The organism is Burkholderia sp. (genome assembly GCF_018375725.1).
GTDB lineage: Bacteria > Pseudomonadota > Gammaproteobacteria > Burkholderiales > Burkholderiaceae > Burkholderia.
The window spans coordinates 1-12,863 of record NZ_JAHACR010000101.1 but is presented as its reverse complement, the minus strand read 5'-3'; the positions used below and the strand labels follow the sequence as shown (position 1 = coordinate 12,863).

General features: G+C 65.0%; 11 protein-coding genes. 5 read left to right on the top strand and 6 right to left on the bottom strand.

What is annotated here, in order from left to right:
- The coding region (locus KH616_RS13095; protein ID WP_292245070.1) for an AAA family ATPase at nucleotides 1–902 on the bottom strand (902 nt) is incomplete at its 3' end.
- 34 nt (nucleotides 903–936) lie between these two features.
- Nucleotides 937–1,449 (bottom strand): BCAM0308 family protein, encoded by a 513-nt coding sequence (locus KH616_RS13090; protein ID WP_292245068.1) that lies wholly within the window; start codon nucleotides 1,447–1,449, stop codon nucleotides 937–939.
- Nucleotides 1,450–1,870: 421 nt separating this feature from the next.
- On the opposite strand from KH616_RS13090, the gene KH616_RS13085 reads away from it, so the two are divergent.
- Nucleotides 1,871–3,547 carry an acid phosphatase gene (locus tag KH616_RS13085; RefSeq protein ID WP_292245066.1) on the top strand — a complete coding sequence of 559 codons (1,677 nt, stop codon included), beginning with the start codon at nucleotides 1,871–1,873 and terminating at the stop codon, nucleotides 3,545–3,547.
- A gap of 91 nt (nucleotides 3,548–3,638) precedes the next feature.
- On the opposite strand, the gene KH616_RS13080 is transcribed toward KH616_RS13085, so the two are convergent.
- Nucleotides 3,639–5,504 (bottom strand): phosphoenolpyruvate carboxykinase (GTP), encoded by a 1,866-nt coding sequence (locus KH616_RS13080; protein ID WP_292245064.1) that lies wholly within the window; start codon nucleotides 5,502–5,504, stop codon nucleotides 3,639–3,641.
- 653 nt (nucleotides 5,505–6,157) lie between these two features.
- Between KH616_RS13080 and KH616_RS13075 the strand changes: the two genes are divergently transcribed.
- The gene (locus KH616_RS13075) at nucleotides 6,158–6,403 is read left to right on the top strand and encodes a hypothetical protein (RefSeq protein ID WP_292245062.1); all 246 of its coding nucleotides are present in this window, start codon (nucleotides 6,158–6,160) and stop codon (nucleotides 6,401–6,403) included.
- Between the two features lie 139 nt (nucleotides 6,404–6,542).
- Here KH616_RS13075 and KH616_RS13070 read toward each other — a convergent pair whose 3' ends face one another.
- The 3 genes from KH616_RS13070 to KH616_RS13060 all read right to left on the bottom strand — a co-directional run bounded on the left by KH616_RS13070 (nucleotide 6,543) and on the right by KH616_RS13060 (nucleotide 8,723).
- Nucleotides 6,543–7,163 carry a hypothetical protein gene (locus KH616_RS13070; RefSeq protein WP_292245072.1) on the bottom strand — a complete coding sequence of 207 codons (621 nt, stop codon included), beginning with the start codon at nucleotides 7,161–7,163 and terminating at the stop codon, nucleotides 6,543–6,545.
- Between the two features lie 756 nt (nucleotides 7,164–7,919).
- Nucleotides 7,920–8,393, bottom strand: a complete 474-nt coding sequence (locus tag KH616_RS13065; protein ID WP_292245060.1) for a cupin domain-containing protein — start codon at nucleotides 8,391–8,393, stop codon at nucleotides 7,920–7,922.
- Nucleotides 8,394–8,576: 183 nt separating this feature from the next.
- Nucleotides 8,577–8,723 carry a hypothetical protein gene (locus KH616_RS13060; protein ID WP_292245074.1) on the bottom strand — a complete coding sequence of 49 codons (147 nt, stop codon included), beginning with the start codon at nucleotides 8,721–8,723 and terminating at the stop codon, nucleotides 8,577–8,579.
- A gap of 195 nt (nucleotides 8,724–8,918) precedes the next feature.
- Here KH616_RS13060 and shiA point away from each other — a divergent pair, with 195 nt between their 5' ends.
- From shiA to KH616_RS13045, 3 genes are all read left to right on the top strand, one after another.
- Nucleotides 8,919–10,229 (top strand): shikimate transporter, encoded by a 1,311-nt coding sequence (shiA, locus tag KH616_RS13055; RefSeq protein ID WP_292245058.1) that lies wholly within the window; start codon nucleotides 8,919–8,921, stop codon nucleotides 10,227–10,229.
- 216 nt (nucleotides 10,230–10,445) lie between these two features.
- The gene (locus tag KH616_RS13050) at nucleotides 10,446–11,747 is read left to right on the top strand and encodes a UDP-N-acetylglucosamine 1-carboxyvinyltransferase (RefSeq protein ID WP_292245056.1); all 1,302 of its coding nucleotides are present in this window, start codon (nucleotides 10,446–10,448) and stop codon (nucleotides 11,745–11,747) included.
- A 153-nt stretch (nucleotides 11,748–11,900) separates the two neighbouring features.
- Nucleotides 11,901–12,671, top strand: a complete 771-nt coding sequence (locus KH616_RS13045) for an IclR family transcriptional regulator C-terminal domain-containing protein (protein ID WP_292245054.1) — start codon at nucleotides 11,901–11,903, stop codon at nucleotides 12,669–12,671.
- Nucleotides 12,672–12,863 lie beyond the last annotated feature (192 nt).

Genomic DNA, 12,863 nt, shown 5'->3' with positions numbered 1-12,863 from the left:
CCGTCCATCTCGACGAGCAGCTGATTGAGTGTCTGTTCGCGCTCGTCGTTGCCGGACATCACGCCGACGCCGCGGACCTTGCCGAGCGCATCGAGCTCGTCGACAAAGACAATGCACGGCGCTTTCTGCTGCGCCTGTTCGAACAGGTCGCGCACGCGCGCCGCCCCGACGCCGACAAACATTTCGACGAACGCCGAGCCGCTGATCGAAAAGAACGGCACCGCCGCTTCGCCCGCAACCGCGCGTGCAAGCAGCGTTTTTCCGGTTCCCGGCGCGCCGACGATCAGCACGCCCTTCGGGATCTTGCCGCCAAGCCGCTGGTAGCGCGCGGGGTTGCGCAGGAACGCCACGATCTGCTGCAGTTCGGCTTTCGCTTCGTCGATGCCGGCGATGTCGTCGAACGAGATACCGGTTTCCTGCTGCACATAGATACGCGCCTGGCTCTTGCCCATGCCGGTGAAGTCCTGCAGCCCGCCGCGCCGACGCATCATCAGGTTCCAGATGAAGACGAAGGCGAGCAGCGGCAGCACCCACGACGCGAGCGACACGAGCCAGCTCGCGTCCGGCATGCCGTGATAGCGGATGCCGGCGGCCGTGAGCCTGTCGATCAGGCGTTCGTCGGTGACGCGCGCGGTCGAGAAGCGCCACGGCGCGCCTGCGTCCTTCACGGCGGCCGTCTCGGATGCGGGCAGCATCGCGCTCGCGCCGGGCATATGCAGGACGCCAGAAATCGAGTTCTGGCCGATCTCGAGATCGTCGACGAGACGCGCGGCGACCAGGCGGTTGAAGTCGCTATACGCGATCGACGTCGCGGTCGGGCGCAGCACCAGCAGCTGCACCGCGAACAGGAGAAAGAATCCGATCGCGATCAGCAGGCCGGGATAGTCGAACTTCTTGTTCATGGGGCAGATCCGGGATCGCGCGGGCGGCTGACGCTTACGCGTCTGCGCGCTTCCATTCGGCGCGCAAGATGCCCTCGCCGTGCAGGTTGTGCAGCTTCAGTTCGCCGTGGTGCGCGCGCAGCATCGCCTTGCCGAGCCGCCGCAACAGATGCACGCCCGTCGTGCGCACCGTCATTTCCGCGTCGCCGCCGTCGGCGATTTCCATGATTCGTTCGAGCGGATGCTCGCTGGTTTCGTCCTCCGCCTGATGGTTCAGCAGCGCGAGGATGTCCGCGCGACGGCCATGCAGATAGGCGCCGCTCAGGACCAGTTCGCCGGCCGGCGCCTGATCATGCGTGCGCTTGCACGCCGGGCATTGCTCCGCTTTCGCGTCGTCGGGCGCTTCGCGCCAGGTCCAGCGTCCGTCGTCGTAGGTCGCGCCGCATGTCGTACAGCGAGCCGCGGTCTTGAGCCGCCTGAGCGTGACATAGCTGTCGTCGGTGTGGGCGCGTGGTTGCTGGTCGCGCCGCATCGGGCGCTGTACCGTGGTGGGTTTCGAGTGGCTCATCGTCGCCTCGTTTCGTCAAATAAATGGGCGCGCGCACGTTCGTCGGCTCGCGTCTGCCCTTGTCTGACCATGCCGCACCGCCAGCGGCGCCCTGTTCTCCATGAGCGAACCGGTACGGGCGTCGGTTGGGGGCGGCTCGTAATCCCAGTCTAGTTCTCTGGCGAGCGTCGCGCAGCAGCGCGTGCTTCGACGCGGAAAACGGCCGGTGGCAGTGCGGCGCGGGAGACGGTCGGAACCGGTCCGCCAGCCCGGCTTTTGCCGTCCACGCTATAGTCTCGAACGTGACATTTGTGTGATCAATCGATGGCCGCCTCGGCCCGCGCTGCGACGACGTACGCCCGATGTCCGTGTCGCAACGACGCAGGCAACGTCGCTCCGTGCGCCGCGCCGATACCCATCACGCTATCCGAGGAGCACCCGCATGACCCACACCGCCGACCTGTCCGACACCGCGCCGGATCATCCCGACGATCCCGGCCGCCGCCGCATTCTGGGCGGCATGGCCGCGTTCGGCGCAAGCCTCGCGCTGGGCGGCTGCGAGACCGGGCCTTCCGGCGAAGCCGCGCCACGCTCTGCCGCCGACCTGCGCCTCGATCAGGCGCTGCGCGAACAGGTCCGGCACATTGTCGTGATCTACGCGGAGAACCGCAGCTTCGCCAACCTGTACGGCGATTTTCCCGGCGTGCAGCATCCGTTGAGCGCGGTGCCGCCCGAGCAGGCGCTGCAGCTCGACCGCGACGGCAAGACGCCGCTGCCGACGCTCCCGAAAATCTGGGGCGGCCTCGTGCCGCAGGCGCAGGAGATCGACGGGAAACGCTACATGATCGCGGAGCGCGATATCGACAAGCTGCCGAACGCGCCATTCCAGATTCGCGACGCACAGGGCAAACCGCTGCCGAACGGGGTGATGACGCGCGATCTGTGGCATCGCTTCTATCAGAACCAGATGCAGATCAACGCGGGACGCAACAACCAGTTCGCGGCATGGGCGGATTCGGGCGGCCTCGTGATGGGGTATTACCGCAATTCGGCCGATACGCTGCGGCTATGGAATCTCGCGCGGCAGTACACGCTGTGCGACAACTTCTTCATGGCGGCCTTCGGCGGATCCTGGCTTAACCACATCTTTCTGATTTCCGCGCAGGCGCCGTTGTATCCCGACGTCCATACCAGCCCGGCAAAACATCTCGTGTCGGTGGTCGAAGGCAGCGATCCGGCCGGCACGCGGCTCAAGCTGGCCGCCGATTCGCCCGCGTCGGCGCTCGACGGGCCGCCGAAATTCGAGCGCGACGGGGCATTCACCCCCGACGGCTATGCCGTCAACACCATGGCGCCCCCGCACCAGCCGAGTTATGTCCGGCCGCTCCCAGGCGGCAATCCTGCGTATGCCGACCCGACCGATCCGCGGGTGCTGCCGCCGCAGCGCTATGCGACGATCGGCGACCGGCTGTCCGAAAAAGGAATCGACTGGGCGTGGTATGGCGGTGCGTGGCAATACGCGCTCGAGCATCGCGATACGGGCAACGTGCCCGATTTCCAGTATCACCATCACCCGTTCAACTACTTCGCCAGTTTCGCGCCGGGTACGGACGCGCGCCGCAGGCATCTGCGGGACGCGGGTCTCGGTGACGATCCGTCGACCAATCACTTCATCGCCGCGATCGATGCGGGCCGCCTGCCCGCGGTGACGTTCTACAAGCCGCAGGGCAACCTGAACATGCACGCGGGCTATGCGGACATCGCGTCGGGCGACCGCCATATCGCGACCGTCATCGAGCATATCCGGCGCGGGCCGCAGTGGGCGAACACGGTGATCGTGATGACGCACGACGAAAACGGCGGCTGGTGGGATCCGGTGGCGCCGCCGCCTGGCGATCGCTGGGGGCCGGGTTCGCGGATTCCGGCGCTGGTGATCGCGCCGTTCGCGAAGAAAGGGCATGTCGACCACACGCTGTACGACACGAACTCGATCCTGCGTTTCATCAGCCGCGTGCACGGACTCGCGCCGCTGGACGGCGTGACGGCGCGCGACAAGGCGTTCGCGGCGCGCGGCCAGACGCCGCCGGGAGATCTGACGAACGCGCTGACTCTCGGCTGAGGACGCGCCGGAAGAAACACGCCGGCGTGCATTGCTGGCGCGGGAGGTCCGCACCCTGCGGCGAGCGCGCCGCCGCAGGGCGATCGGATCGTTATGCGTCGAGCCGCCGCTCGATCTTCGCCATCGTGTCGAGCAGTTCGGCCGGCAGACGCAGCTTCAGCATGTCGAACAGCTGCGCGTGCAGCGCCAGTTCGTCGCGCCATTCGGCTGCATCCATCGACGTCACGGTATCGAATTGCGCACGGGTGAAGTCGAGCCCGTTCCAATGCAGGTCGTCGTATGCCGGCGATACGCCGAATGCATGCTCGTTGCCGCCGCCGGTCCCTTCCAGACGATCGAGTATCCACTTCAGCACGCGCATGTTCTCGCCGAAGCCCGGCCACACGAACCTGCCGTCCGCGTCCTTGCGGAACCAGTTCACGCAATAGATTTTCGGCAACTGCGCGCCGCTCGCCGCCAGCTTCTCGCCCATGGCGAGCCAGTGGCCGAAATAGTCGCTCATGTTGTAACCGCAGAACGGCAGCATCGCGAACGGATCGCGCCGCACGACGCCCTGCTGGCCCGCGGCGGCCGCCGTCGTTTCCGAGCCCATCGTCGCGGCCATGTACACGCCTTCGACCCAGTCGCGCGCTTCCGTGACGAGCGGCACCGTCGTCGAGCGGCGACCGCCGAAGACGAACGCATCGATCGGCACGCCTGCCGGATTTTCCCAGTCGTCATCGATCGACGGGCACTGCGCGGCCGGCGCGGTGAAACGCGAATTCGGATGCGCGGCCTTGCGTCCCGTCGTCTTGCCGATCTCCGGCGTCCACGCGTTGCCCTGCCAGTCGCGCAGCGTCCCGGGCGGCGTGTCGGTCAGCCCTTCCCACCAGACATCGCCATCCTCGGTCAGCGCCACGTTCGTGAAGATCACATTGTCCTTCAGCGTCGCGAGCGCATTCGGGTTGGTTTTCTCGCCGGTGCCGGGCGCCACGCCGAAGTACCCGGCTTCCGGGTTGATCGCGTAAAGACGCCCGTCGCGGCCGGGTTTCAGCCACGCAATATCGTCGCCGATCGTCGTGACTTTCCAGCCGTCGAAACCCTTCGGCGGAATCAGCATCGCGAAGTTGGTCTTGCCGCACGCGGACGGGAAAGCCGCTGCCACGTGATATTTCTTCCCTTCGGGCGAGGTCACGCCCAGGATCAGCATATGTTCGGCAAGCCAGCCCTGGTCGCGGCCCATCGTCGATGCGATGCGCAGCGCGAAGCATTTCTTGCCGAGCAGCGCATTGCCGCCGTAGCCGGATCCGAAGCTCCAGATCTCGCGCGTTTCCGGAAAATGCACGATGTACTTGACCGGATTGCACGGCCACGGCACATCCGGCTGCCCCGCCTCGAGCGGCGCGCCGACGCTGTGCACGCACGGCACGAACGGGCCGTCCTCGCCCAGCACGTCGTACACGTCGCGCCCCATGCGCGTCATGATCCGCATGTTCACCGCGACGTACGGACTATCGGTCAACTCGACGCCGACGTGCGCGATCGGCGAACCGAGCGGCCCCATCGAGAACGGCACGACATACAGCGTGCGACCGCGCATCGCGCCGCGAAACAGGCCATCGAGCGTCGCGCGCATTTCATCGGGCGCGGTCCAGTTGTTGGTCGGGCCGGCGTCGTCACGCGAGGCGCTGCAAATGAATGTGCGGTCTTCGACACGGGCGACGTCTGACGGATCGGATTGCGCCAGATACGAATCGGGACGCTTGGACGGATTGAGGCGCGTGAGTGTCCCTTGCTTGACCATGGCATCGCACAACGCATCGTATTCCGCTTGCGAGCCGTCGCACCACACGATGCGATCGGGCTCGGTCAGTTCGGCAATGCGGGTGACCCAATCGATCAGGCCGCGGTGCTTCACGTACGCGGGCGGGGCGATCTGCCAACCGCGTGTCGTCTCGGCCGTGGTGTTTCGCTGCATGAGCTTGTCTCCGGAATGATGAGTCTGGGATAAGGGGAACGGGCGGGATCTGCAAGAGGCATGCATTCGACAGGCAGGCGGGCATCGACGGCAACGCGCGGGCCGGCGCATGCGGACAACCCGCGTGCCGGGGCCGCGATGCGGGCTGGAGGAAGAGAGATCTCGTTTGACGGTGCGAACGCGCGTTTCGCCATGCATGCGACCTGCCGAACAACTCGATGACGGTCAGCATACCATCGCAAAAACGGCCCCGGCGCTGCGTCGCAGCAAGAAAGAAGCGGTCGGTCGAACGGATTGGCGCGACGCGCGGACGTCATCTTTACCGCCCCAGGCCGGGTGAAATCTGTAGAGATCTGCTGAATCCGCCACCCGGCAAGGGTTTCGCGCCGCGGTCGAATATGGTGCGACGTCTATCCATGCAATCGGTATGGCTGCGCGCGTCGCGCATCGAACATGACGCTACTGCGGCAAACCCTGAATTAGGTTGCGCATACAAACATATGATCAGCGTATTGCCGAGGCGCCCGGCGCTTGACGGTTGGCCGGCCATGCCGACTGACCATCTTTCCGCAGCATGTTCCATCACGTGCCACCGGGAATCGCGACCTAGACTATGAGTGTTGTCGTGCAGTTTCTCCGCGAAAGGAGCCACCATGAAGACCCTCGCGATTGCCGCCGTCGTGGCGGCCGCTTCGTTCCCGGTGTTCGCTCAAGCCGGGACGGCACCGTCCGGTTCGTCGATCCCCGATTCACCTGACGCGACTGTGTCGCAACCGTCGCCTCGCATGCTCGATGCAGTGAAACCTGCCGATGGCGGCGTAATCGCACGGATCGATCAGAACAATACCCCGCCAGATCGCGGCGGCGAGACCGGAAAGTCGCGCACGGGCCGCTTTTGAGCTTGCCGGCGCCCCCGCACGGCAAACCGGGACATGACAACGCACCGGCGCAGCAGCGTGCGGTGCGTTGGTGTATTCGTCACGGCATTCGAGCCGGCCGCTCCATGCGGTGTCGGCTCGTTGCTGTTCGCTGTGCCGCTCAGAAGCGATACGAAATGCCGATCTGCACGACGGGATACCAGCGATAGCGCGACATCTTGCTCCGCAGTTCGTCGAGGCCCGTCTGGATGAGGAGCTGGCTTTTCACTGGGCCAGCCATCGCGGCCAGTTCCGGCGACAAGGTGTATGAGCACCGCGGTATGCCATACGCGACGCCGAGATCGGCAATGAAGCCGAACCCCTTCGACTCAGGGCGGTGTCCATAACCAATGCCGAAATAAGGCATCACAGTCGGGTATCGCGCTTCCGCGACGGCATACATGCCCGGCGTGGCGGGAAATTTCCTGCCGGCGAAGGTATAGGTGCCGTTGGTCGGCACCGACACGCCGCGGATTTCGTCATCGTTGAACCGTAAGCCGACGGTCGCGCGAAAGCCGCTGCCGCGCCATGGGAAGATGTCCGCGTAGATGCCTCCCTGGCGAAGCTTGAGGTCGTCCTGATAGCGATTCCCGCCAAAGGAGAAGTCGCGGGACAGGTTGATCGCATTGAAATCGACATGCGCGCCGATCACCGAATTGAAGCTCACTGCCGCCCCGATGCCGGCCCCCTGCGTGCCGCCTTGCAGGAATATCTCCTGCGCGTGCGCGCTGGCGACGAACATCACCCCTAACGCGGCCCATTTATTGACAGTCTTTTTCACGGGCGTCCCCCCGGACGTGTGCCAGGTGCGGCAACCGACTTCGTTGGGTCAGCTTGTGCGACGCATCTGGCGTTTTACCTGCATCCCATCTGTTCAGTGCTTTCAATCATCGACTGGCCGAAGACGCGGCTTGATGTGCGCCATACCGGCACTGCCGGCATGGCGCCTGTCGCTTGTCACGCGGCACACCGCGGTTCGGTCCGATCCCCGATTCGTTATTCCCCGACTGCCGGCATGACATCGTCGACGCGAGTCTGTCGAGTCCTGCAACGGTGGCGATTGGGTAACCGCAAAAGGTATGCCATTGGCCCCAACGCCAGATGCGACGGGCGTCGAGCGTCGGCGGTCACGATTCGGAGATGGTCAAGCGGGGAAAATGTTTCAGCATTGAATCGCCTCGCCGGCAATCGCGTTTCAGCCATGAACAGCCGACGAGCCGGATTGCGTGCGCTGAGGAGGTTAATGGGTGGACGACGGGAAGGTTCGCGCGAGAAAATTGCGCTCGATGGAACGTGCACAGCGCCATCGGTCGACGTGTTTCATTTGCTTGACGTGGTCTCGGGCAGGCGTGCCCGGACAGATGAATACCGTCACGTCGGACAGAGCGCCGACGCCCGCGGCTGACCCCGAATCGTTTCGGTTGCTCTGCCGCGGACACCCGCCCTGCCCGCCGGATCGTTTAGCTATCGTGGCTGAGCGCCGTCATGGCTGATCGGGTCACTTCTTTCTCGGATCGTCAGCCGGATTGACGAAGACAATCCCCCACGGCCCCGTCACGTTGAGCTGGAGGACGGTTTCTTCCTTGGTCCATGCGAAGTGATGCATCCGGGGCGGCATCACGATGAAACTGCCCGGCGTCAATGCCCGCGACTGTTCCGGATCCATCTTGTCGCCCATTCCGTAGTTGAACGTCCCGGACAGCACGGTGACGCGCTCGAGGCCCGGATGCCAATGGGGTGGCACCTTGATGTCGGCAGGCAACTTGATACGCGCCGTGATGGGGCCTTTCCTGTCCATTTTTCCTTCGATCACGGCGATCTGGGCACCTGGCAGCAACGGGAAATCGGACCATTTGATTTCGTCCGGCGTGACGATGGTCGGCTGGCCTGCGGACTGTGCCCAGCCCGCAATCGGGGCAGCCAGACAGGCGGCGACGAACAGCACCGGAATCGAGAAGTGCTTGTTTTTCATTATTCGCTCCTTGAAGCGGCTTCATGAACCGCAAATGACTTCGCCGCTACCCGGATCGAGGCCGCTGCGCAGCAGGCTGTGCCGTTCGCAGCGAAGCAATTTCGAACATAGGAGAGGTGCAGGGAGATGTCATTGAGGCAAACCCGGAACGCGTACCCGGATCGGCGCGGCGCATGAAACGGCTTAGCCGGCGGTGCGCGCCCGCGCGAGCGCGACGTGCTGCTCCCCCTCGCCCGGATGATCCGGCAGATACGCATGCATCAAGTCGGTGTGCCGCGTGCCTTCTTCGTAGACGGGAAGCGTGCCATCCCGGCCGAATGGACAGTGCAAAGGTCGCCGCCTAGTGCAAACCCGCAAATCGTTCGATAATCGCACGCACTTGAACGATGATCGCGCGCTCCGGCGGTCCGGCCAATTGCCGCGATGCGACCCCCGCCCTATGCTCCGTTCACCCAACGCCTTCAACGCCATATCGGACGCGCCGCCGCCACGATGCCATCAAGCGCCGCACCAGGAGACATCCACATGACCCCAGCCTTTGACACCCTCGACGCGCGCGGCAGCGACCGTGTGCAGAGCCAGGCCCGAAAAGCCGCGATCGGCAGCTTCGTCGGCGCTGTCGTCGACTGGTACGACTTTCTGCTGTACGGCATCGTTGCCGCGCTCGTCTTCAATGCCGAATTCTTTCCGAAGATCAGCCCGGCGATGGGTACGCTCGCGGCGTTCGCGACCTTCGGCGTCGGCTTTCTGTTCCGGCCGCTCGGCGGGATCGTGTTCGGCCACTACGGCGACCGGCTCGGCCGCAAGCGGATGCTGGTGCTGACCGTGATGCTGATGGGCGTGTCGACCGTCGCGATCGGCCTGTTGCCGACCTTCGTGACGATCGGCTGGTGGGCGCCGGTGCTGCTCGTCGCGATGCGTGCGCTGCAAGGCTTCGCGGTCGGCGGCGAATGGGGCGGCGCGGCACTGATGGCCGTCGAAAGCGCGCCGCAGAAGCACAAGGCGTTCTACAGCAGCGGCGTACAGGTGGGCTATGGTGTCGGGCTGGTGCTCGCGACGGGCATCGTGTCGATCCTGAACCACACGCTCGGCGAGGCCGCGTTCAAATCGTGGGCCTGGCGTCTGCCGTTCGTACTTAGCATCGTGCTCGTGCTGATCGGCCTGTGGGTGCGCAAAAACATGGACGAATCGCAGGAGTTCCTCGAAAAGGTCGAACACGCGAAGCACAAGGTGCGCCTGCCGGTGCTCGAAGCGATGACGCGTCATCCGAAGGCGTTCCTGCTGATCGTCGCACTGCGTCTCGCCGAACTGTTCACGATGTATATCGTCACTGCATTCGCACTCAGCTATTCGACCGCGAACCTGGGCATGTCGCGCGATCTGTTCCTGAATATCGGGCTGCTGGTCGGCGCAGTAAGCTGCCTGACGATCCCGTGCTTCGCATGGCTTGCGGACCGCTACGGCCTGCGGCGCATCTACCTGATCGGCGCGCTGGTCGGCCTGGCGTCGGCGGTGCCGTTCTTCCTTGCGCTCGAAGCGCGCTCGATCCTGTGGATCGTGATCTTTTCGTTGCTGCTCGCGAACCTCGCGCACGACATGATCGTGAGCGTGCAGCAACCGCTTTTCACCGAGTTGTTCGGCGCCGAATACCGCTATAGCGGCGCAGGTGTCGGCTACCAGTTCGCCAGCGTGGTCGGCGGCGGGTTCACCCCGTTCATCGCGGTCGCGCTCGTCACCTTCGGGAATGGCTCATGGCATCTGGTCGCCGGATATCTGGCGATCGGGTGCCTGATTTCATTCGTTGTCGCCGCGCGGATGCGGGTGGTGCGACATTGATTGCATATGCGGCATGACCGCCCTCGCGGCAAGCGCTCATGCCCGCTTCCTCTCCGGGGGCACATACACCGCGCCGCACACGATCCGGTGCGGCGCGATGTCAAAGACTGTCATGCCGCACCCCGATTCCCGCACGGCACGTCCGCACTTTCGCCTTGGCGCCCCGACCGATGGCATCATATGGGCCTACGCAAGCCAACGATACGCCCCTATATCATGTCGAATCTCATCGTCCACGGCGGCAACCCGCTGCGCGGCGACATCCAGCCGTCCGCAAACAAGAACGCCGTCCTGCCGATCCTCTGCGCCACCCTGCTGACCGACCAGCCGCTTCGGCTCGTCGGCGTGCCGGACATCACCGACGTGCGCAAGATCCTCGATATCTTCCGCACGCTGGGCAGCGATGTGTCGATCGATTTCGAGACCGGCATCCTCGACCTGCATCATCGTGCAACCACGTTCGATCCGGCCGTCCACCGGCTGCCGGAAGCGATGCGCTCGTCGATCATGCTGATCCCGCCGCTGCTCGCGCGCTTCGGTGTCGCCCGTCTCGAGAACGACGTGAAGGGGTGCACGCTCGGCGTGCGTGAAATAGACCCGCACGTCGAGGTGTTCGAGCGTTTCGGCGCGCATATCGAGCGCACGCCCGATTCGCTGATCGTTCGCGCGGACGGTCCGCTGAAGGCGAACGATCACTGGCTCGACTACGCGTCGGTGACGACCACCGAGAACTTCGTGCTGTGCGCGACCGCGGCCGACGGCACGTCGACGCTGATGAATGCCGCATCCGAGCCGCACGTGCAGGAGTTCTGCCAGTTCCTCGCCCTGCTGGGCGTCGCGGTCGACGGCATTGGCACGTCGCGGATCAGCGTGACCGGCGGACAGCGTCTCGGCGGCGGCGAGTTCCGTTTCGCCGAGGATTTCCATGAAATCGCCACGTTCCTCGCGCTGGGCGCCATTACGGGCGGCGACATCGTCGTCAGGAACTCCGCGCCCGAGCAGTTCCCGCTGATCGACCGCACGTTTGCGAAATTCGGCGTGCACATTACGCACCGCGACGGCTGGTCGCGTGCGGAGCGCGACGGCCCGCTGCGTGTGCGCCGGCCGTTTACGCAGAACATCCTGACCAAGATCGAAGCCGCCCCGTGGCCGTACCTGCCGGTGGACCTGCTGCCGATCTTCATCGCGCTCGGTGTCCAGGCGGAAGGCAGCGCGATGTTCTGGAACAAGGTCTACGACGGCGCGCTCGGCTGGTCCGGCGAGCTGTCGAAATTCGGCGCGCACGTGCTGCTGTCCGATCCGCATCGGCTGATCACGTTCGGTGGACTGAAACTCACGCCCGCGCGCGTCGAGAGCCCGTACATCATCCGCGTCGCGATCGCGCTGCTGATGGTTGCGGCAAGTATCGAGGGGCGTTCGGAGATCATGAATGCGCTGCCGATCCGCCGCGCCCATCCGCGGTTTGTCGAGAACCTACGCTCGGTCGGCGCCAATGTGGAATGGACAAACGGCGAGTGAGGCCGCGTCCCGTCGTGTCCGGTGCGGATTGCCGCGCCTCGCACCGGCACGATTGGCCGCCCGGCCGCGCGAACGGCTGACGGCGCTGCGTTCATTTGCGCGATAGTCGCCCGCTTCTGCGCAATAGACGCACATTCCAAGGGCTTTGCCTGCATGAAGAAGACCGAACTCGACAAGCGCGACTGGATTGCCGGGCTGGAGAAAGGCCTGATGATCCTGGAGGCATTCGACAGCCAGCATGCGCGCATGACGCCGACCCAGGCCGCCGCGCGCACCGGCCTGACGCGCACGGCCGCACGGCGCTACCTGCTGACGCTTGAATCGCTCGGCTATGTCTATACCGACGGCAAGCTGTACGGTCTGACGCCGCGCGTGCTGCGGGTCGGCTGGTCGTACTTCGATTCGGCGCGCCTGCCGCGCACGGTCCAGCCCTATCTGCAACAGCTGAGCGCAACGCTCAACGAATCCGCCTATGTCAGCGTTCTCGACGAATGGGAACTGGTATTCATCGCGCGCAACGGCGTCTCGCGTGTCATGACGACCGGCTTTGTGCTCGGCGCACGCGTGCCCGCCCCGCTGACGTCGCCTGGCGTCGTGCTGCTCGCGCACCAGTCCGATCGTGACGCCGTCCGCGCCTGGCTCGATGCCGCCGAACTGCCGCCCTTCACCCCGCATACGATTACGAACCAGGCGCGGCTGCTCGAGCAGATCGATCAGGCGCGCGACAACGGCTTCGCGGTCATCGAACAGCAGTTGCAGGTCGGCGTACGGGGCGTCGCGGTGCCGCTGAAGAATCGGCACGGCAACGTCATTGCGGCGCTGAGCACCAATATGCCGTTCGGCGCGGAGACGACCGACGAAGCGGTGCGCCGCGTGTTGCCCCACCTGCAGGAGACGGCGCTCGCGATGCTCAACGTGCTGTGAAGCGACGCATTGCGTTCGAGGACGGCCGTCCGAGCCATCCCGACTGGCGCGCCACGCCGGTCGATCCGGTCAATGCGAGGCATCGCGTGCGCCATGCGCACCATTCACATCGCGCAGGCGCCGCCCTTACCCGACCCGCCACCAGCGAGGCAGCAGTGCCCGCACCTCGCGCCGCCGGTAACGATCGTCGAT

Coding starts and splice junctions, on each gene's coding strand:
- KH616_RS13050 (WP_292245056.1), top strand. CDS start 10,446: ATGTCGAATCTCATCGTCCACGGCGGCAACCCGCTGCGCGGCGACATC.
- KH616_RS13090 (WP_292245068.1), bottom strand. CDS start 1,449: ATGAGCCACTCGAAACCCACCACGGTACAGCGCCCGATGCGGCGCGAC.
- KH616_RS13045 (WP_292245054.1), top strand. CDS start 11,901: ATGAAGAAGACCGAACTCGACAAGCGCGACTGGATTGCCGGGCTGGAG.
- KH616_RS13065 (WP_292245060.1), bottom strand. CDS start 8,393: ATGAAAAACAAGCACTTCTCGATTCCGGTGCTGTTCGTCGCCGCCTGT.
- KH616_RS13080 (WP_292245064.1), bottom strand. CDS start 5,504: ATGCAGCGAAACACCACGGCCGAGACGACACGCGGTTGGCAGATCGCC.
- KH616_RS13085 (WP_292245066.1), top strand. CDS start 1,871: ATGACCCACACCGCCGACCTGTCCGACACCGCGCCGGATCATCCCGAC.
- KH616_RS13070 (WP_292245072.1), bottom strand. CDS start 7,163: ATGTTCGTCGCCAGCGCGCACGCGCAGGAGATATTCCTGCAAGGCGGC.
- KH616_RS13075 (WP_292245062.1), top strand. CDS start 6,158: ATGAAGACCCTCGCGATTGCCGCCGTCGTGGCGGCCGCTTCGTTCCCG.
- shiA (WP_292245058.1), top strand. CDS start 8,919: ATGACCCCAGCCTTTGACACCCTCGACGCGCGCGGCAGCGACCGTGTG.